This is a genomic window from Kitasatospora sp. MAA19, from assembly GCF_029894125.1.
GTDB lineage: Bacteria > Actinomycetota > Actinomycetes > Streptomycetales > Streptomycetaceae > Kitasatospora.
In genome coordinates, this window is record NZ_JARXYZ010000029.1 from 87,191 (window position 1) to 106,152 (window position 18,962).

Sequence of the window (18,962 nt, forward strand, 5' to 3'; positions counted from 1 at the left end):
CGGGCAGGACTACTCGCGCAGCCCGATGGCCTCCACCGGGCGGGCGCGCAGGGCGAGCTTGGTCGGCACCAGAACGGCCGCCGCCGCCAGGGCCGAGGTCGCCGCCACGATCGCCAGGTACAGCAGCGGCGGAATGTGCGGAACCAGGGACCCGGTCAGGCCCATGCTCACCGTCATCAGCGGCACGATCGGCACCAGACTGCCGACCACCACCGCGATCAGGATCAGCATGAGCGTCTCGGTGCGCATCATCCGCATGACCTGCTCGGGGGTCGCGCCCACCAGCCGGAGCAGCGCGAACTCCCGTGCTCTGGACAGGGTGGTCATCACCAGGGTGTTGGCGACGGCCACCGCGATGTACCCGAAGACCAGGATCAGCGGCAGCGCGCTGCCGAACAGGTTGGCCGTGCCCGCCTTCTCCTGGGCGGCGGACAGCCCGCCCTTGTCCCGGACCTGCACCCCGGGGTAGCGGTCGTTGAGCCCGGTGAGCTCGGCGATCACCTTCTTCTTGTCCGCGCCGTCCTTGGCCCGGACCAGCACGGAGTCGTACATCCGGCGCGAGCTGTGCTGGAGCACGGTGTCGTAGGACAGCGTGACGTCACCGAAGCCCAGGCCGCGCTGGTAGACGGCGATCACCTTCGGCTCCAGCGTCTGCCCGTCGGGCATGTGCACCTTGATCGCGCCGCCGACGCCGGCGCCGAGCGTGGCCGAGGCCCCGCTGCTGATCGCCACCGTGTCCGCGGACAGGTCGTCCAGGGAGCCCGCGGTGACGCCCAGGTCGACGACCCGGCTCAGGTTGCCCGTGGTCAGCCCCTGCGCCTTGTAGTCGAAGATCTCCGGCGAGCCGAGCATCTTCGTCGAGGCGAACAGGTCGACCCGCACCGTCCCGGCCGCGGCGTCGATCCCGTCCAGGCCCTGGATGAACTTCGGCGCGCTCACCGGCAGTCCGCCGGACTCGCTGGTCACCGTGTAGTCGGCGAGGACGCCGGCCTGGGCCTGCGCCTCGGCCGCACCCGAGGTGGTGGTCGGGATGAACAGCTGCACCGAGGCGAAGCCGATCGCCAGGATCAGCGGGCCGATGCCGGCGGCCAGCCGCCGGGCGTTGGCCCGGGTGTTGGCCACGGCCAGGAACCCGAGGGTGCCGAACCGCCGCTGGAAGGGCGCGGCCATCAGCCTGGTCGCCCTCGCCACCACCGGCGGGGCCAGCATGAGGATCGCGATCACCATGATCAGCCCGCCGCTGCCGGCCGCGGCCACCGCGAAGATGCTGCCGAAGAACAGCGGCAGCAACGACGCGCCGAAGCCGAGGACGAACAGCAGGATCCCGATCGCCACCCGCGCCCCGCCGATGCCCGGCTGCTCGGTCTGGGCCTCGCTGAGCGCCTCCACCGGCCGGATCGACACCACCCGGCGGGCCACCGCGAACGCCGCCACCTGCGCGGCGATCACGCCGATGCCGACCGCCGCGATCGCCGGGATCGGGCCGTAGGAGAACTCGAAGTCGTCCGGCAGGATGCCGATGGCGCCCAGCGCCCCGCGCAGCATCCCGGCGGCCAGCATGCCGGGGAAGCAGCCCAGGATCGAGGCCACCAGCGAGATCACCAGGGCCTCGCCCGAGATCATCTTGTGGATCTGCTTGGGCGTGGCCCCGACCGCGCGCAGCAGCGCCAGCTCGCGCCGCCGCTGGTGCACGCTGAGCGCCAGCGTGCTGCCCACCACCATCATGGTGATCAGCACGACGGTGCCGCCGAGCGAGCCCGCCAGTTCCTTCAGGCTGCCCCGGGCCGAGGCGACGTCCGGGTTCTCGACGCTGCTGCGCCCGTCACCGGTGTAGACGTCGATCAGCGAGCCCTTGAGCGCCTTGTCGATCCGGTCGCCGAGCTTGCCGGCGTTGGTGCCCTTGGGCGCCAGCACCCCGATGGCGCTGACCTGGTCGGTGCGGCCGAACAGGGTGCGCGCCTCGTCGTCGGAGAAGAACACCGGCGGGGTGCGCAGCGCCCCGCCGTCGCCCTTGTAGGTCACGATGCCGACGACCTTGTACGAGCTGGCGTCCCGGGTGGAGGCGATCTTGACGCTGTCGCCCACCTTCACCTTGGCGTGGGCGGCGACGGACTTCTCCAGCACCACCTCGCCGGAGCGCTTGGGCTCGTCGCCGTTGCGGTCGTACGGGCCGAGCGCGGCCGCGCCCCAGTTGGTGCCGTTCGAGGTCCGGTCGTCGGCGCCCTTGACCAGGCTCTCGCCGTCCTTCGAGACGACCTGCGCGGGGAAGGTGAGCACCGGGACGGCCTTGTCGACGCCCTCGGTGCGGGCGACCTTGTCGACCAGGTCGATGGGGACGCCGACGGCGTCCTTGAGGTCCTTGGACTTGCTCTTCTTGGCCTCGTGGACCGTGAAGTGCTTCTGACCGCCGACCACGACCGCAGCGCTGGCGTAGCGCTGGACCGGCACCCCGTTGCCGATGCCGGACTGCAGGATGATGCCAAAGGCCGTGACGAGCACGGACGCGCCGAACAGGGCGACGAACGCCCCGACGAACCCGGCCTTACGCTCCTTGACGGTCTGTACGACGAGCCTGAACACGCCTCACCACTCCCCCAGCCGGGTCATGCGCTCGGCCACCCGGTCCGGCGTGGGGTGCGTCATCTCCTCCGCGTAGCGCCCGTCCGCGAGGAACACCACGCGGTGCGCGTAGGAGGCCGCGATCGGGTCGTGGGTCACCATGATCACGGTCTGCCCGAGGGAGTCCACGACCTCGCGCAGCAGCGTCAGCACCTGCTTGGCGGTGCGGGTGTCCAGCGCCCCGGTCGGCTCGTCCGCGAAGACCACCTCCGGCCGCGCCGCCAGCGCACGGGCGATGGCCACCCGCTGCTGCTGGCCGCCGGACAGCTCGGAGGGCCGGTGGCTCATCCGGTCGGCCAGCCCCACCTGCGTCACGACCTGCTGCAGCCACTGGTTGTCCGGCTGGCGGCCGGCGAGCATCAGCGGCAGGGTGATGTTGTCCGCGACGGTCAACGCCGCCATCAGGTTGTACGCCTGGAAGATGAAGCCGACCCGCTCCCGGCGCATGATGGTCAGGTCGACCTCGCTGAGCTGCGCCAGCTCCGTACCGCCCAGCACCACCGAACCGGCGTCCGGGCGGTCCAGCCCGGCGGCACAGTGCAGGAAGGTGCTCTTGCCCGCTCCGGAGGGGCCCATCACCGCGGTGAAGGTGCCCCGGGCGAAGGCCAGGGACAGATCGCGCAGCGCGTGCACGGCCCCGGCGCCCTTGCCGTACGTCTTCCGGACCCCGTCGAGGCGGACGACCCAGTGAGCGTCCAGAGCGGCACTGCCGTCCGGCCGCGGCGGAGTCGCGTACTCCTCCTCCGCGGCCGCGCTCTGGATCTCCTCCGTCCGCGCTCCGCGTCCCTTTCTGCTCACTTCCGGCCTCCACCACTCGCACGCACTACTTGACGTTCACGAAGGTAGGTGCTGGAGCGGGTGCGGAACCAGGGCGCGAACTGGAGACTCGATGGTGCAGAAAAGTGCCACCCACCGCTGCATTTGGGGCGGTGGTAGGGTGATCGGGATGACGACTCGGAGGGTTTTAGGAGCCGTGCGCGCCCCCAGTGTGGCCGAGTTACGACGGTTACAGCCCGAGCAGTGGGTCCGCCAGACCGTCGTGCGTTTCCCTCCGGCCGCGGGCTACGTCCTGCTCTGCCTCGTGACCGGACTCGCCGGGCTGCTGCTGTTCTACCTGATCGCCGTCGTCTTCGCGCTCTGCCTGGTCGGGACGGGCTTCCTGCTGCTGCCCCGGACCCTTCGCGTGCTGCGCAGGTACGCGGAGGTCCACCGCCGGCGGGTGGGGCGGCTGCTGGAGACCGAGGTCCGCACCCCCTACCGCGACCTGGAGCCCGGCCGCACCGGCCCCCGCAAGCCCTCCCTGCGCGACCCCGCGATCCGCAAGGACCTGCTCTGGCTGGTCACCCACGGCGTCGTCGGCTCGGCCCTGTGCATCTTCGCCCTGAGCATCTGCGGCAACGCCTTCAACTGGCTGTCCGCACCGGTGTGGTGGAAACTCGCGTCCGGCGAGCGCAACTCGATCATCCTGATGAACGTCGACTCGTGGCCGAAGTCCTTCCTCGCGGTGTTCATCGGCGTCGGCTACGCCGTGGTGGCGATGGCCGCGATGCGGGGGCTCGCCCTCGTGCACGCCAGGATGTCCCGGTGGCTGCTGACCGCCCGTCCCCGGGTCGCGCTCGCGCAGCGCGTCCGCGAACTGTCGGTGACCCGTGCCGAGGCGCTGGACGCGCACGACGCCGAACTGCGCCGGATCGAACGCGACCTGCACGACGGGGCGCAGGCCGGCATCGTGGCGGTCTCGCTGCGGCTCGGCATGATCAAGCGGGCGCTCGGCCAACGGCCCGAGCAGGTACCGGAGATGGTGGACGCGGCCCAGCACCTCGCCGAGCAGGCCCTGGAGTCGCTGCGCCACCTGGTGCGCGGCATCTACCCGCCGGTGCTCGCCGACCGCGGCCTGACCGACGCCGTCCGGGCGCTCACCGCGCTCTGCGGGGTCCCGACCCGGATAGACATCGACGAGTCGACCGGCGCGGCGCCGCGCGCGCCCGCGGCGGCCGAGGCCGCGGCCTACTTCGTGATCTCCGAGGCGCTCACCAACATCACCAAGCACAGCGGTGCGCGCAGCGCGCTGGTGTGGCTGCGCATCGCCTCGGACGCGATCTCGATCCGGGTCGAGGACGACGGCAAGGGCGGCGCCACCGAGGGATCCGGAAGCGGCATCCTCGGACTCCGGCGGCGGGTCGCCGCCTTCGACGGGACCACCGAGCTGTTCAGCCCGCCCGGGGGCCCGACCGTACTGAAGGTGGAGATTCCATGCGGATCCTGATCGCCGAAGACAACGCCCTGCTCCGCGAGGGGCTGGTCCTGCTGCTGAACAGCGAGGGGCACGAGGTCTGCGCGACCGTGGACAACGGCGACGACCTGCTGCCCGCGCTGCTCGAACACCGCCCGGACGTCGCCGTGGTGGACGTCCGGCTGCCGCCGACGTTCCGCGACGAGGGCCTGCGGGCCGTGGTCGAGGCCCGCAAGCAGATGCCCAACCTGCCCGTCCTGGTGCTCTCGCAGTACGTCGAGCGGGCGTACGCCACGGAGTTGCTCGCGCAGAGCGCCTCCGGGGTCGGCTACCTGCTGAAGGACCGGGTGGGGCGCGCCGAGGAGTTCCTGCACGCCCTGGAGCGGGTCGCCGACGGCGGCACGGCGATGGACCCGGAGGTCATCTCGCAGTTGATGGTCCGTCGGGCCGGCGACGACCCGCTGTCCTCGCTGACCCAGCGCGAGCGCGAGGTCCTGGCGCTGATGGCGGAGGGACGCAACAACGGCACCATCGCCGAGATGCTGTTCATCGCGGAGAGTTCGGTGAACAAGCACATCGGCAACATCTTCGCCAAGCTGAACATGCCGACGCCGGACAGCGGCCACCGCCGGGTGCTCGCCGTACTCACCTACCTGCGGGCCTGAGCGGTCGGACACACCGGAAGGGGCGGCGCCGGTCCGGCGCCGCCCCTTCCTCGTGCCCGCCGCCTCAACTCCCGGTCTGGTCCCCCCGGTTGTCGGGCAGGGCGGGGAAGGCGCGCACCGCGGGGGTGACGGCCACGCCCAGTGCGATCAGCAGGAACGCCGCCGCACAGCTCAGAACGGTGGGCACCGTGTGCACGGTCTCCAGCAGCAGCCCGCAGAGCAGCGGGCCGAGCGCCGCGGCGGCGCCCATCGAGACCCCGATCAGGCCGGCCAGCCGGCCGCGCATGGCGTCCGGCGTGACCATCATCTGATGGCCCGCCACCAACGCGGTGGCGGTCGGCGCGAGGAACGCGGCGGCCCCCAGCACCAGCCCGCAGGGCCAGCCGGTCGGCACCACCGCGAGCAGCGGCACCAGCACGGCGGTGGCCCAGGTCAGCACCATCAGCGCCGTGTACGGCGTCAGCGACCGGCGCAGCCGCCCGGCCGACAGCGCGCCGAGCACCCCGCCGCCGCCGACCAGGGCGCCGATGGCGCCGATCTCGGCGCCGGGCCGGCCGTCCTGCTGGGCCATCACCACCACGGTGATCAGCAGGCCACTGAACACCAGGTTGAAGGCGGTGCCGAGCAGCACGGTGGCCCGCACCGCCGGGTTGCCGCGCAGCCAGCGCAACCCCGACGCCATCGCCTGCAGCGTGCTCTCGGCCGGGCCGTCGCCGGCCGCGGACGCCTCGGCCCCGCCCGCCCCGGCCGCGCCGCCGTCCCCCGGTCGCGGCGCCGCCGGCGGCCGCAGGAACAGCAGCGTGACGAAGGCGATCGCGGAGGTGATCGCCTGGGTGAGGAAGGGCAGCAACCGCTGGAGGCCGTACAGGAATCCACCGATTCCCGGGCCCACGATGGTCGCCAGGTAGTAGCGGGCGGTGTTGCGGGTGACGGCGTCGGCGAGTTGCGAGGACGGCACGACGCTGGGCAGCAGCGCCTGGTCGGCGGTGCCGAACAGGGAGGTGCACACCCCTTCGACGACCGCCACCACCAGGATCACCGCCAGCGGCGCGTGGCCGAGCGCCACCAGGAGCGCGAGCAGGCCCAGCGCCGCGGCCCGCCCGAACTCCGAGACCAGCATCAGCGCCTTGCGGCTGACCCGGTCGGCCAGCGCGCCCGCGGGCAGCGCGGCGAGCGCCCGCGAGCCGGCGATGGCGAACTCGGCCAGCGAGGCCTCGAAAGCGCTGCCGCCGAGCCCGAGCACCAGCAGCGGGTACGCGATCAGCGTGCCCTGCGCCCCCAGTTGGGAGACCACGTTCGCGGTCCACAACACGTTGTACTCGCGGTTGCGGGACAGCGGCGGCGGGCCCGGCTCGGCGGCCACGGCGGTGTCGGCCGTCGTGCTGCCCGAGGTCACTGCGGCGCGGTCGGCAACGCCACCGCCGGCGCCGACACCCGCTCCACCGGGCGCAGCTCGGACCACGCGTGCGCCCCGGCCATGCTGACGAACAGGTCCCGCGGCGGGACGAAGGGGGCCCGCCCGTGCGCCACGCTGATGTTGTCCACGATCAGGACCTCACCGGTGTGCACGTTGACGTCGATCTGCTGCGCCCGGTACGCGGCCTGGAGCTGCCGGACCACCTCGTCCGGGATCTCGCTGCCGTCCGCGTAGAAGGTGTTGGTGGGCATCCCCCACGGGCCGTACTCCTCCAGCAGGAAGTCGGCGACGTCCTCGCGCAGGGTGCGGGCGTGGAAGAAGGTCATGTGGTTGAACCAGGAGCGGACGCCGGTCTCCGGGTGGGTCGCGACGGCCCAGCGCAGCTGGCGGGTCCGCAGGTGGTTGCGTTCCAGCCACTCCAGCTCGATGTTGTTGGCGTCACAGTAGGCCTGGACCTCGTCCGGGTCGCTGGTGCCGAACGCCTCCTGCCAGGAGAGGCCGAGGCCGGGGCGGAAGTTGCGGACGAGCAGGTACCCCTCGCGCTCGAAGCGCTCGGCGGTCTCCTGGGGCAGCCCGCCGTACAGGGCGCGGCAGTCGGCCAGCAGGCTGGCACCGCCGTCCGGCGACTCCTGGCGGCAGAAGAAGAACAGGTAGCGCGGGACGTTCAGGTTGTACGACTGCTCGGTGTGGAGGAAGATCTCCTCGGTCGCCGGGTGGTCGGTGGCCGTGAACACCCCGGGGTGCAGCTCGGTCCGCGGCGAGGAGCGCTCGGTGTAGTCGAGCGGCCGGCCGACCACGGCGTTCACGAAGGTGTCCAGCTCCGGCCATTCCTGCCAGTCGAAGCCGCTGAGCACCACCGCGCCGTGCTCGGTGATCCGCTCGCGGATGAACGCCCCCTGCTCCTTGCCGAGGTCGACCAGCCTGTTCCCCCCGGTCTCGGCGGAGATCCCGAGGACCAACCCGTCGTGCCGCGCTTCGGTCGAGATGCTGATGGCGGTTGTCACGGAGTGACTCCCTTCTGCGGGCTGCGGGCGCGAAGCCGCTCGGCAGCGGTGTCGAGGGTGTGGAGTGGACGGTTGAAGGCGATCCGGACGTAGCGCTCGCCATCGGCCGGGTCGACGAAGAACGAGGTGCCCGGCGCCACCAGCACACCGGTCTCGGCGAGCAGCGTGCGGACGAACCGCGGGCTGGGCTCGTCGGTCAGCCCGTCGATCCGGGCCAGGACGTAGCAGCCGCCGGCCGGGCGGGTGAAGTCGAAGCCGGCGTCCCGCAGCAGGTCCACGGTGCGGTCGCGCCGCTCGCGCATCCCCTCCGCGTGGTCCCAGCGCTCCGGCAGCAGCAGGTCCGCATTGGCCGCGGCGTGCTGGAGCGCGGCCGCCGCGCCGCCGGTGGTGGCCACGTGCACCTTGCGCAGCAGGGCGGTGAGCTCCGGCGCCGCGCGGAGGAAGCCGAGCCGCCAGCCGCTGATCGCGTGGCTCTTGGAGAGGCTGCCGATCACCACGGACCGGTCGGCCAGGCCCTCGATCTCGGTCACCGAGCGGTAGCCGGCCGGCTCGTAGACGTACCCGGCGTACACCTCGTCCGAGATCACCACGGCGTTCCAGCGGCCGCAGAGCTCGGCGAGCAGGTCGAGGGTGGCGCGCTCCAGGATGACGCCGGTGGGGTTGGCCGGGCTGTTCACGATGACGGCGCGGGTGCGCGGTCCGAAGGCCGCGGCCAGCTCGTCCGGGTCGACGCTCCAGTCGGGCGCCCGCAGCCGGACGGGGCGCGGGCGCGCGCCGGTGAGGGCGATGGCGCTGAGGAAGTTCTCGTAGAAGGGCTCGAACACGATCACCTCGTCACCGGGGTCGACGAGGGAGAGCAGGGCGACGCCCAGGCCCTCGCTGCCGCCGACGGTGACGGTGATCTCGCTGCCCGGGTCCGGGGCGCCGGGCAGACCGGCGGCGATCCGCTCGCGCAGCAGCGGCACCCCGGCCGGGTCCTGGTACTGGTGGATGCCGGCGCGCAGCGCGGCCACCGCCGCCTCGACCAGCTCCGGCGGCGTGTCGGGGTAGGCCGGAGTGCCGACCGCGAGGTCGACCGTGCCCGGGGGCAGGCCCTCCAGGAGCAGCGAGGCCAGCCCGCCGCCGGGCATCCCGCCCACCCGCTCGGCGCCCAGGGCGCGGCGGGCCGGGGTGTCACGGTGCGTGGTCGCACTCATGCGCCCACCTCGCTTCGCTCGGTCCGGTCGAAGGCGCCGCGCGGGATCTCGGGCAGCCAGGCCGGGCGGCGCGCCTCGTACGCCTCGATGTCCTCGTTCCTGAGCAGGGTCGCCGCGATCACGTCCTGCCCTTCGAGCAGCCGGGCCCGGGCCCGTTCGTCGACCGTGAACGGGTGTTCGCCGCCGGGCCGGCGCAGCAGGCCCGCCCGCAGGTCCACGGTGACCCGCAGGCCCTCGGCGGACTCCGCGAGGGCCATCAGCTCCTCGACCACGGGGGTCGGCAGGTCGACCGGGACGAGCCCGTTGTTGAGGGCGTTGCGGCGGAAGATGTCGCCGAAGCCGGTGGCCACGACGGCGCGGAAGCCCCAGTCGCGCAGCGCCCAGACGGCGTGTTCGCGGGAGCTGCCGATGCCGAAGTCCCGGCCGGCCAGCAGGACCGTGGCGTCCGCGTACTGCGGCTGCTCCAGGACGAAGCCGTCCTCGGCGCGCCAGCGGGCGAAGAGCGCGTCCTCGTAGCCGCTCTTGACGACCCGCTTGCAGAACTCGGCGGGCAGGATCTGGTCGGTGTCGACGTCGTCGCGGCGCAGGGCGACCGCGCGACCGTGGTGTTCGACGAAGGGTTCCATACTGAGCTCGTCCTCTCTCCGGCCGGGCCGGCTGTCAGGCCAGATCGGCGGGGGCCGCGAGCCGCCCGGCCACCGCCGTCGCGGCGGCGACCGCGGGCGACACCAGGTGGGTGCGGGCCCGCGCCCCTTGACGGCCTTCGAAGTTGCGGTTCGAGGTGGAGGCGCAGCGCTCGACACCCTCGAGACGGTCGGTGTTCATGCCCAGGCACATCGAGCAGCCGGGCAGGCGCCACTCGGCGCCGGCGTCCAGGAAGACCTCGTGCAGCCCCTCCGCCTCGGCCTCGGCCCGCACCTGCATCGAGCCGGGGACGACCAGCAGCCGGGTGCCGGCGGCGACGGTGCGGCCGCGCAGCACCCCGGCCGCGGACCGCAGGTCCTCGATCCGGCCGTTGGTGCAGGAGCCGAGGAAGACGACGTCGATCGCGAGGTCCCGCATCGGGGTCCCGGGCCGCAGCCCCATGTAGGACAGGGCCCGCTCGGCCGCCGCGAGTTCGAGCGGGTCGGCGAAGGTCTGCGGGTCGGGGACGGTGGCGGCCAGCGGCACGGTCTGGGCGGGGTTGGTGCCCCAGGTGACGAGCGGGGTGAGCCCGTCGACGTCGAGGACCACCGTCCGGTCGAACACCGCGCCGGGGTCGGTGGCCAGGGTGGACCAGTCGGCGACGGCGGTGTCCCAGTCCGCCCCGGTGGGGGCGTGCGGACGGCCGCGCAGGTACTCCAGGGTGGTCTCGTCGGGTGCGACGATCCCGGCCCGGGCGCCGGCCTCGATGCTCATGTTGCAGAGCGTCATCCGGGCCTCCATGGAGAGCCCTCGCACCGCCTCGCCCCGGTACTCGATGAGGTGGCCCTGCGCCCCGTTGGCCCCGATCCGGGCGATCAGCGCGAGGATCAGCTCCTTCGCCCCGACCTCCGGGGGGAGTTGGCCGGTGAACTCGACGGCCAGCGTGCGCGGCCGGCTGATCTCCAGGCACTGGGTGGCCAGGACGTGCTCCACGTCGCTGGTGCCGATGCCGAAGGCGAGCGCGCCGAAGGCGCCGTGGGTGGCGGTGTGGCTGTCGCCGCAGACGATCGTCATACCGGGCTGCACCAGGCCGAGTTCGGGCCCGACGACGTGCACGATCCCCTGCCGCCGGTGGCCGACCGAGTAGAGCTCGATGCCCTGGTCGGCGCAGTTGCGGCGCAGCGTCTCCAACTGGACCAGGCTGACCGGGTCGAGCACCGCGTCCGCCGTGGTGGCGACGTTGTGGTCCTCCAGCGCCAGGGTCAGCCCCGGGCGCCGGACGGCGCGGCCGGCCAGCCGCAGCCCGTCGAAGGCCTGCGGGGAGGTGGCCTCGTGGGTCAGGTGGAGGTCGATGTAGAGGAGGTCCGGTTCGCCGGGCCGGGCGGCCACGACGTGGCGCTCCCACAGCTTCTCCGCGAGTGTCCGTGCTGGGCCCATCGTCGTCCCTTTCTCCCCTGCACTACCCGTGCACCACGACCCTGAGGCGGAACGCCGGGTACCGCCTGCCGTCCGGCCGTACGGATCTCAGCCTCCATGCCGCCGCCCACCGCCCACCACGTCTTTAAGCCGGTGCGAAAACGCCCAGGACAGGCGATCACGTGCACGAAGAAAGGTGCAGAGAACTGCACCTCGGATCGGAAGTAAGCCCCCATGAAATCGGCTTCGCCCGGCCTCAGGATGGAGTCATCGAAGGCGGAACCAACGCCAGGACGACGGGCAGACAGATCATCGGATCCCACGGGAGCCAGGGAGGAAGCATGTACCCGATGCGGAGGAGCCGCGGGGCCGAGCCCGGAGGCCGGCGGAGCAGGACGGTCGTGCTGACCCTGGCCGCCGTCCTCCTGGTCGGCGCCGGAACGTCCGCCTGTGAGGTCAGCACCAAGGCCGCCGACCGGATCGAGCTGTGCGCGAAGATCTTCGGCAAGACCTTCACCGATCCGTTCCCGGACAACGTGGAGGAGGCCCGCAAGAAGATGCGCGACCGGGCCGACGAGCTCGACGGGCTGGCCAAGCAGGCCGGGGACGACAAGCTCCGCAATGCGATCCACTCGACCGCCGAGAAGATGCGCAACGCCGACATCCGGGAGAAGGGTACGGCGCGCACCGTGGTGGGTTACATCGGTGAGCAGAACGACCGCATCAAGGAACTGCGCCAGACCTGCCTCGACCACCACGACTACCCGTGAGGACTGGGCTTCCGAACCAGCGTCACCGTTGAGGCTCCCATGGAGCCCACGGTGATCCCAGACCGGAATCGGTGAACAGGGCACTAACAGTTCCCCCACCGATTCCCTTGGCCGGGCCCCTCGTTGGGTCCCCCGTCTTCCGAGGGGCCCGGCCGTAAATCTCCCCGTACCAATACAAGCCAGGAGCAGTCATGCCCGATTCGACCGGCTGGAAGCCCACTAAGGAACGCCCGATGTGGCCCTGGGTCGTCCTCGCGGTGGTCGCCGTTGGCGTTCTGATCAACGTGCTTATCACGATCTGACGAGCAGATCGAATCCGCACCTGAGGAACTTCCGCGCTCTTGGCAGGTAGGCCGAGGGCGCGGACCCACGTCCGGCGTGACTCCGACCCCGTTGGCCCCTCGCGTCACACCCGTCACTCGGGCCACCCGGCCCGAGTGACGCGGGTAGACCCGAGTCGAGCAGGCTATCTGGATCAGGTGCAGAGAACTGCACCTTCGAACTGGCGAAGACTCGACTGTCACCCCCCTAAAGCGGGACGTAGCGTAGTCGGTACGGGAACCGGCATGACCATGTCGAGCTTGCGGTCACGCAAGTCCGCTCATCCACCTCACCGTGGACCCCGGCTCCCGACCCGCATACGTCAACGGCATTCTGGGGGACTCGTGCCACGTCTGCACTTCACATCGGCAAGCCTGTTGAGAACGCGTATCATGCCGACCCCTGACTGGGTCAGCGAATCACTCTTCGCCCTGGATCTGCTCTCTTCCCGGCACCGCCAGGCGAAACGCCGACTCCGATGGCATAAGACCCGTCCGGCCGGGCCGGCCCGTCGGCTGGGCCCCGCCCACCGCCTCGGGTCCACTCAACGGCTCGTCGAACTCGCCCGAACCATCCGCCCGTTCCCCGACCTGGACGCCATGGTCCGGCGCGCCCGCCGCACCGGAGACGACGCGGACACGCGTCTGCTCCGGGACCTGGAGTCCTTCTACCGCATCGTGGTCGCCCCACATTGGGACGTGATCTCCCTCACGGTTCAGAGCGACCGCAAGAAGCGGCTGGAAATCCTCCATGACTGCGGCGCCCGCGGCCTGCTGAGCACCCTTCACCCCGCCGTCCGGCTCTCCACCTGCTCCCTGGAGATACCCGGACAGAGCGAGGACGTACAACTGGAGGAATGCGGACTGACGATTGCGCCGTCCTACTTCCTGGCGCCCGATTCGCCGGTCCTGGTGGACGACCACACCATTGCCGACGGACCGACACTCTTCTATCCCATTCTCCCCGACGGACCGGCCTGTACGACCGAGGACGCGATCGAAGCGGCAGCGATGCCGGCCTGAGACCGATCACCTCCGATCACGACAGCGTCGGCACCTTCAAGGGGGAACACCGAAATGCGACGCATATTCTTCAGTCCGGCGAGCCTGGCCAAGGTATCGTCAGCCGCCCACCTGGATCCGATGAGAGAGGCGCTCTGCGCCCTGGAAACCTTCGCGACGGGCGGCGGAGGCCCCGTCTTCCATTCCTGGCGCCGACGGGTCGCGGGTGAACGGGACGGCCGCGCGCTGGCCGAACTCGCCCGCACCGTCCGCCCTTTCCCCGATCTCTACCGAATCCTCGAAAACTCCTCCGCGGCCGGATCCGGAAACGAATTCCGCCCGCGGGTTCTGCGCGACCTGGAGACATTCCATCGCATCGCGGTGGAACCGTACTGGAGCCAGGTCTCCACCCTGCTCGAAGTGGACCGGAACGCCCGGGCCCAGATCATGATGAGCGGCGGCGTCGACCAACTGCTCAGCACGCTGCACCCGGCGATCCGCTGGCGCCCCCCGGTGCTGGAGGTCCCCGGGACGGGGCACGACATCAAGCTGGAGTCGACCGGCCTGGAGATCGCCCCGTCACTGTTCCTGTTCTCCCGGTCGCCGATCCTGGTCGAACAGCAGGGCGACCGGCCCTTACTGCTGCTTTACCCGATCCCCGTCCCGCGCGAGCGGGAGAACCTCTGGGATCCGGCACCCGACGGCGAGCAGGCCCTGGGGGCCCTGCTGGGCCGCACCCGGGCGGCCGTCCTGCAGGTGCTGACGACCACCTGCACCACCACCGAGGTCGGCGAGCTGGTGGGCATCTCCACCGCCGCGGCGAGCCAGCACACCGCGGTCCTGCGGGCCGCCGGCCTCATCACCACCCTGCGCTCGCTCAACAAAGTCCACCACACCCTGACCCCCCTGGGCGGGGCGCTTCTCCGTGGGGATCCACTGGTCTGACAATTCGCCCTATACCGACGATTCTCGGAGTAACGAACCGGCAACACATTGCTACGCACGATCCGGATCTGACACGGATGGTCTAGGAAAGTGCACCATACATACGGATGCGGGCAGCATGGCCTAAACCCATTACGAGCGAGTAGGTTCAGGGCATGCAAGCACGATGCCTTGTCGCCGCACGCATCAATTACGGAAGCCTGGGAGCCGATTCATGATGGGAGGAGCATCAGCTGCGCGGGAAGCCGCCCCCAGCTGTGCCGTCACGCTGGAAAACGTGTCGAAAATCCACCCGGGCACGAACGGCCCCACGGCAGTCCTGCGCGAGTTCTCACTCGGTGTTCGAAAAGGCCGCTTCTGTGCCGTCATGGGAGACGAACGCGCCAGCACGACGGCGCTCCTGGAGTGCATGGCCGGCGTCACCACCCCGTCCACCGGAACGGTCCATTGGGCCGACAGTGAACGGGGTGCCGTCGGCGCACTCTGGGGTCAACACGAGCCCGTTCACCCGAATGTGACGGTTCGTGAATTCGTCGACCCCGGCACTCCCGCACTCGGCCGCCGCCAGGCCTGGCAGATCAGTCGGGCCACCCGACTGTGGCACTGGCGGCGGCCGCTGCGGAAGCTGGGCCGGGTCGAGCAGCACAACGCCATGCTGGCCCGGCTGCTGGCCGCCTCACCACGCCTGCTGCTGGTCGACACCCCGGGACACGACGACTCCCCCGAACTCGCCCGCGCCATCGGCGCCTCGCTCCGGCGCGCGGTCCGCGCCCTCGACCTCACGGCGGTCCTCGTGACCACCGACCCCGAAGCCGCCGCGTGCGCCGACAGCGTCGTCTTCCTGCGCCACGGCCGCCTGGCCGACGCTCTCGGCCCCTCCACCCCCGCCGAGATCGCCGACTGCCTCCAGCACCTCCGAAGAGGCCCGGCCTCCTGATCCACGCCCCGGCTTCCCCGGCGCCCTCTCCCCGGGCGCCCACCGGCGCCCCTTCCCGTGGCCCCCTTCCCCGGCGCCCCGGTCACGCAGTGCCCCGGTCGAGCGGGGCCCGGCACCTCCCCAGCCCGTCGGTCCCCCGGCCCTCGCGTGCCCTCCCGTGCACGGCGCCGTCGCGTCCCGGACCGTCGCCCGCGCACCCGGCCGACCGGCTGACGCACGCTTCACGCCCCGTGCCCCGCGTAGAGGTCGTCCTCCTCCCGGCGTCGGGCCACCTGCTCAGGAACCAGGCCCGGCCGGTCCTGGACCTCCTCCGTCCGGCCGACGGCACACCGCCCCTCCCCTCCCGGCAGCACTGCGCCCCGGGGCCGGACGCGGCGACGGGCGGCGTCGGCGGCGCCCGGCCCCGGGTTCGGGTTCGGAGTCGGTCCGCCATCCCGTAGTCCTGAGCGAGGAAGGTGGTCACCTCCTCGGCGTACGGCTGCAGTGCGGGCCGCTGCCCGGCTCGATGGGGGGCCCGGCGCGTGACCGACGATCAGCCGTGGACTGATCTCTCGGGGGCCGGCAGGAAGATCACGGTTCACGGCTCAGGCGGGTGGTCCGCAGCCAAGTAGTAGCGGATGGTCTTCACGGGCAGCCCGGTGCGTGCGGCCAGTTCGCCGATGCCCACCGTGTTCCCGCCTTGGGTGCCGTGCGCTTGCGTGTCGTGCGTCAGAGCCGGTTGAACCTCCACCGCGCGGGAGCCGTTAGCGTCCTCGGCGATCCCCGCCCTCCGGTGTGCTCCGGGGCGGCACTCGCCGAGGAGGATCATCACATGCGGATTCTGATCGTCACCGCCGGTTCGCGAGGGGACGTCGCACCCTTCACCGGCCTTGGACGGCGCCTGCTGGACGTCGGCCACCGGGTCACTGTGGCCGCGCACCCGCCCTTCGCCTCGCTCGTCGGTGGGTGTGGCCTCGGCTATCGGCCGCTGATAGGGCTCTTTGAAATTCCCCACCCCTCGCTATGGGTGCGGACAGACCTGCTCGCCCAACTTCCCCACCCACCACCTGCACGCTGACTTGCGGACAGGCCCGTAAGGGCTCGCGCGTGCCGCCGTCCGGATGATGAGGTGGCACGGTGACCAATCATGATGAGGCGGCGACTGTCCGACCGTTGACACTGGCCTGGGTGAGCCGGCACCTGGAGGCCGGCGAGCGGATCGTCGGAGCCGAGGCGCTGCACGGCGGCGCCACCGCCGACATGCGGAGGCTGACCATCGGCACGCGGGACGGAGGCACCCGGCACCTGGTGCTGCGCTCCTTCGTCGACCCGACCCGGCAGGGGCCGGCCGAGGACCTCCTGCACAGGGAGGCCGACGCCCTGACCACGCTCACCGGCACCGGCGTGCCGGCTCCCGGACTCGTCGCCGTCGATCCGACCGCCGCGCACTGCGAGTACCCCTCGCTCCTCATGACCCACCTGCCGGGCCGGACGGTCCTCGACGACGAGGGGCTGGAGACGCGCCTGCCCCTGCTGGCCCGTCAACTCGTGGCGGTCCACGCGGTGCGGCCGGCCGTCCGGCCCCGGGAGTACGTGGCGCTGACGACCGCCGACACGGTCGTGACCCCCGAGGGCGCCGACGCCGCGGTCTGGGCCGCCGCGATCGACGTGATCCGCAAGCCCGCGCCGCGCTACGAAGGGCGGTTCCTGCACCGGGACTTCCAGCCCGGCAACGTGCTGTTTGACCTGCCGCCCGAGGACCCGGCCGGTGCCGCCGGCGCCCGGATCGCCGGCGTCGTCGACTGGGCGGCGGCCTCCTGGGGCCCGGCGGACCTCGACGTGGCGCACTGCTCCACCAATCTCGCACTGCTGCACGGCCCGGCGTGGGGCCTGCGCTTCACCGAGGCGTACCAGGAGGCCGGCGGGATGCTGGCCGCGGCCGCGGACGAGCGGCTGTACTGGCAGGTGCGGGAGCCACTGGCGTTCTCGGAGGAAGTGCAGTGGGTGGCGCAGCCGTGGCGGGAGGCAGGACGGACCGAGCTGACGACACGAGCCGTGGAGGAGCGGCTGGATGCCTATGTCACCTCCCTGATGGACGCGCTGGGCTGAGCCAAGGCGGTCCGGGGCGCGGCCCCGACCTCATCGTTTATCGCTCAACCAAGTGGGGAATCGAGCAGACCCTGGGGAATTTCGGGCATCCCCATCACCGCTGCCGGGCGACCCGTACGAACTGATCCGCGCCAGGGCCCGGGCGGCGTCGCCGGAGGAGGCGCGCGCGGCGACGACGGAGTTCCCGGGCCGGCTCGCCGACGGCGTGGTGGCGGCCGTGGTGGACGGCACCGACCTGGTGCTCACCGCGCTCGGCCCCGCATCGCTCAGCCAGGCGGCCGGCGAGGCCGTCGGCGTCCCCGTCATCGGCACCTACCTCGCACCGGCCTTCGCCACGCGGGAGTTCCCGCTGCCCGGTCTGCCGGACGGCGACGACCTGGGACCGGAGGGCAACGTCGCCGCAGGCCGGGCGCTGCCGGCCCGGGCCGGAGCGCTCCAGGACGGGGTCCTGACGCGGCTGCGCACCCGGCTCGGGCTGCCCGCCGCCGCGTCGCAGGTACGGGCAGGGGAGATCCGGCCGGTCTTCCACGGCTTCAGTCCGCTGGTGGTGCCGCGCCCGGCGGACTGGCCGTCCGAGGTCGAGGTGACGGGCTACTGGTGGCCGCTTCAGGCCCGCAGGACCCGTACGCCGGCGGCCGTGACGGCCTGCTCCTGGGCGTCGGTCAACTGGTCGTCCGTGACGAGCTCGTGGATGTCCGGGAGCGGGCAGATCTCCGCGAAGGTGACCCGACCCACCTTGCTGCTGTCCGCCAGGACGACGGATCGGGCCGCGCTGCGCAGGAAGGCCCGGTCCGTGGTCGCCTCCATCTCGTCGTGCGTGGTGCAGCCCTCGCTCGCGGTCAGGCCGTCCACGCCGATGAAGGCGAGGTCCAGGTGGTACTGCGAGAGCATCCGCTCGGCCGCCGGTCCGACCAGCTCGTAACTCGCCGTCCTGGCGATGCCCCCGACCACGACCAGGCGGATCTCGGGCCGGACGATCAGATCGGCGGCGATGTTGACGGCATTGGTCACGATGGTGACCCCGCCGCGGTCGGCGAGCACCCTCGCCAGTTCGCCGGTCGTCGTGCCACCGGTCAGCCCGACCACGGCGCCGTCCGGGACCAGGCTCCCGGCGGCGAGGGCGATCCGCCGCTTCTCGGCCTGCCGCGTCCCGCGCCGGTGGCGCAGCGGCAGCTCCAGGCCGACCGCGCCGGTGACCGCACCGCCCCGCGTACGGTGCAGCAGCCCCTGGTCGTGGAGCTCCTGGAGGTCGCGCCGGATGGTGGCGGTCGAGACCTCCAACAGCCCGGCCAGCGCGTGCACATCGGCACTGCCCTCCTCGGTCACGTGCGCGAGGATCCGGGCCGTACGGTCAGCTTTGAGCATGCGGGGAGTTTAGACGACACCCCTGCGCGGCGGGCCGTCGGCGACCTTGGGACGCCTGCGACCTGCGCCGCCACGATTCGCGCGGCGTCGAGTCCATCAATTCGCGTGCTCAATATTGACTGGAATGCAGCACCAATGCTCAACTCTGGTCGAGATCATCGACCCCCTCGGACAGCACGAGGCCCCGACGACGGGATCGCCGACCGCAGTGCTGCCCGTCCCGTCCCTGGAGGCGACCACCGTGGGCATGGACCGTACCGTCTTGGCCGGGGCCCGGCTGGTCCTGCCCGGCGCCGTCGTCGAGGGCGACCGCCTGGCCGTCGAGGGCGACCGCATCGCCGGCCTCGGCGGCGAGAGCGAA

At 71.8% G+C, this 18,962-nt stretch carries 17 protein-coding genes; 8 read left to right on the forward strand and 9 right to left on the reverse strand.

The window, feature by feature from the left end:
• Window positions 1-9 precede the first annotated feature (9 nt).
• On the reverse strand, window positions 10-2,580 hold the full coding sequence (locus tag P3T27_RS31660) for an ABC transporter permease (protein WP_280684683.1): 2,571 nt from the start codon (window positions 2,578-2,580) through the stop codon (window positions 10-12).
• Between the two features lie 3 nt (window positions 2,581-2,583).
• Entirely contained in the window at window positions 2,584-3,318 is a 735-nt protein-coding gene (locus P3T27_RS31665) for an ABC transporter ATP-binding protein (RefSeq protein WP_280684701.1), read from the reverse strand.
• Between the two features lie 274 nt (window positions 3,319-3,592).
• Between P3T27_RS31665 and P3T27_RS31670 the strand changes: the two genes are divergently transcribed.
• Complete coding sequence (locus P3T27_RS31670) at window positions 3,593-4,885, forward strand: sensor histidine kinase (protein ID WP_280684684.1); 1,293 nt, start codon at window positions 3,593-3,595, stop codon at window positions 4,883-4,885.
• Window positions 4,873-5,517: a response regulator transcription factor gene (locus tag P3T27_RS31675; RefSeq protein ID WP_280684685.1), complete on the forward strand. Its 645-nt coding sequence runs from the start codon at window positions 4,873-4,875 to the stop codon at window positions 5,515-5,517. The genes P3T27_RS31670 and P3T27_RS31675 overlap by 13 nt, the downstream gene beginning before the upstream one ends.
• A gap of 64 nt (window positions 5,518-5,581) precedes the next feature.
• Here the strand turns inward: P3T27_RS31675 and P3T27_RS31680 are convergent, their stop codons facing one another.
• The 5 genes from P3T27_RS31680 to leuC are packed head-to-tail and all read right to left on the reverse strand — an operon-like array spanning window position 5,582 to window position 11,195.
• Window positions 5,582-6,913, reverse strand: coding sequence for an MFS transporter (locus tag P3T27_RS31680; protein ID WP_280684686.1), 1,332 nt, complete (start codon window positions 6,911-6,913; stop codon window positions 5,582-5,584).
• Window positions 6,910-7,938, reverse strand: coding sequence for a TauD/TfdA family dioxygenase (locus tag P3T27_RS31685; protein WP_280684687.1), 1,029 nt, complete (start codon window positions 7,936-7,938; stop codon window positions 6,910-6,912). The genes P3T27_RS31680 and P3T27_RS31685 overlap by 4 nt, the downstream gene beginning before the upstream one ends.
• A complete protein-coding gene (locus P3T27_RS31690; protein WP_280684688.1) occupies window positions 7,935-9,134 on the reverse strand; it encodes a pyridoxal phosphate-dependent aminotransferase in 1,200 nt (399 codons plus the stop codon). The genes P3T27_RS31685 and P3T27_RS31690 overlap by 4 nt, the downstream gene beginning before the upstream one ends.
• Window positions 9,131-9,760: a 3-isopropylmalate dehydratase small subunit gene (leuD, locus tag P3T27_RS31695; protein ID WP_280684689.1), complete on the reverse strand. Its 630-nt coding sequence runs from the start codon at window positions 9,758-9,760 to the stop codon at window positions 9,131-9,133. Before leuD ends, P3T27_RS31690 begins: the two co-directional genes overlap by 4 nt.
• Before the next feature lie 34 nt (window positions 9,761-9,794).
• Window positions 9,795-11,195, reverse strand: coding sequence for a 3-isopropylmalate dehydratase large subunit (gene leuC / locus P3T27_RS31700; protein ID WP_280684690.1), 1,401 nt, complete (start codon window positions 11,193-11,195; stop codon window positions 9,795-9,797).
• Window positions 11,196-11,524: 329 nt separating this feature from the next.
• On the opposite strand from leuC, the gene P3T27_RS31705 reads away from it, so the two are divergent.
• The 4 genes from P3T27_RS31705 to P3T27_RS31720 all read left to right on the forward strand — a co-directional run bounded on the left by P3T27_RS31705 (window position 11,525) and on the right by P3T27_RS31720 (window position 15,148).
• The gene (locus tag P3T27_RS31705; protein WP_280684691.1) at window positions 11,525-11,944 is read left to right on the forward strand and encodes a hypothetical protein; all 420 of its coding nucleotides are present in this window, start codon (window positions 11,525-11,527) and stop codon (window positions 11,942-11,944) included.
• A 713-nt stretch (window positions 11,945-12,657) separates the two neighbouring features.
• Complete coding sequence (locus P3T27_RS31710; protein WP_280684692.1) at window positions 12,658-13,287, forward strand: hypothetical protein; 630 nt, start codon at window positions 12,658-12,660, stop codon at window positions 13,285-13,287.
• A gap of 54 nt (window positions 13,288-13,341) precedes the next feature.
• Window positions 13,342-14,211, forward strand: a complete 870-nt coding sequence (locus P3T27_RS31715; RefSeq protein ID WP_280684693.1) for a winged helix-turn-helix domain-containing protein — start codon at window positions 13,342-13,344, stop codon at window positions 14,209-14,211.
• Window positions 14,212-14,428: 217 nt separating this feature from the next.
• Window positions 14,429-15,148 (forward strand): ATP-binding cassette domain-containing protein, encoded by a 720-nt coding sequence (locus tag P3T27_RS31720; RefSeq protein WP_280684702.1) that lies wholly within the window; start codon window positions 14,429-14,431, stop codon window positions 15,146-15,148.
• Between the two features lie 577 nt (window positions 15,149-15,725).
• Here the strand turns inward: P3T27_RS31720 and P3T27_RS31725 are convergent.
• Window positions 15,726-16,046 (reverse strand): hypothetical protein, encoded by a 321-nt coding sequence (locus tag P3T27_RS31725; RefSeq protein WP_280684694.1) that lies wholly within the window; start codon window positions 16,044-16,046, stop codon window positions 15,726-15,728.
• Window positions 16,047-16,264: 218 nt separating this feature from the next.
• Here P3T27_RS31725 and P3T27_RS31730 point away from each other — a divergent pair, with 218 nt between their 5' ends.
• On the forward strand, window positions 16,265-17,236 hold the full coding sequence (locus P3T27_RS31730; RefSeq protein WP_280684695.1) for an aminoglycoside phosphotransferase family protein: 972 nt from the start codon (window positions 16,265-16,267) through the stop codon (window positions 17,234-17,236).
• Between the two features lie 606 nt (window positions 17,237-17,842).
• Here the strand turns inward: P3T27_RS31730 and P3T27_RS31735 are convergent.
• A complete protein-coding gene (locus P3T27_RS31735; protein WP_280684696.1) occupies window positions 17,843-18,601 on the reverse strand; it encodes a DeoR/GlpR family DNA-binding transcription regulator in 759 nt (252 codons plus the stop codon).
• Between the two features lie 124 nt (window positions 18,602-18,725).
• On the opposite strand from P3T27_RS31735, the gene P3T27_RS31740 reads away from it, so the two are divergent.
• The coding region (locus tag P3T27_RS31740; protein ID WP_280684697.1) for a hypothetical protein at window positions 18,726-18,962 on the forward strand (237 nt) is incomplete at its 3' end.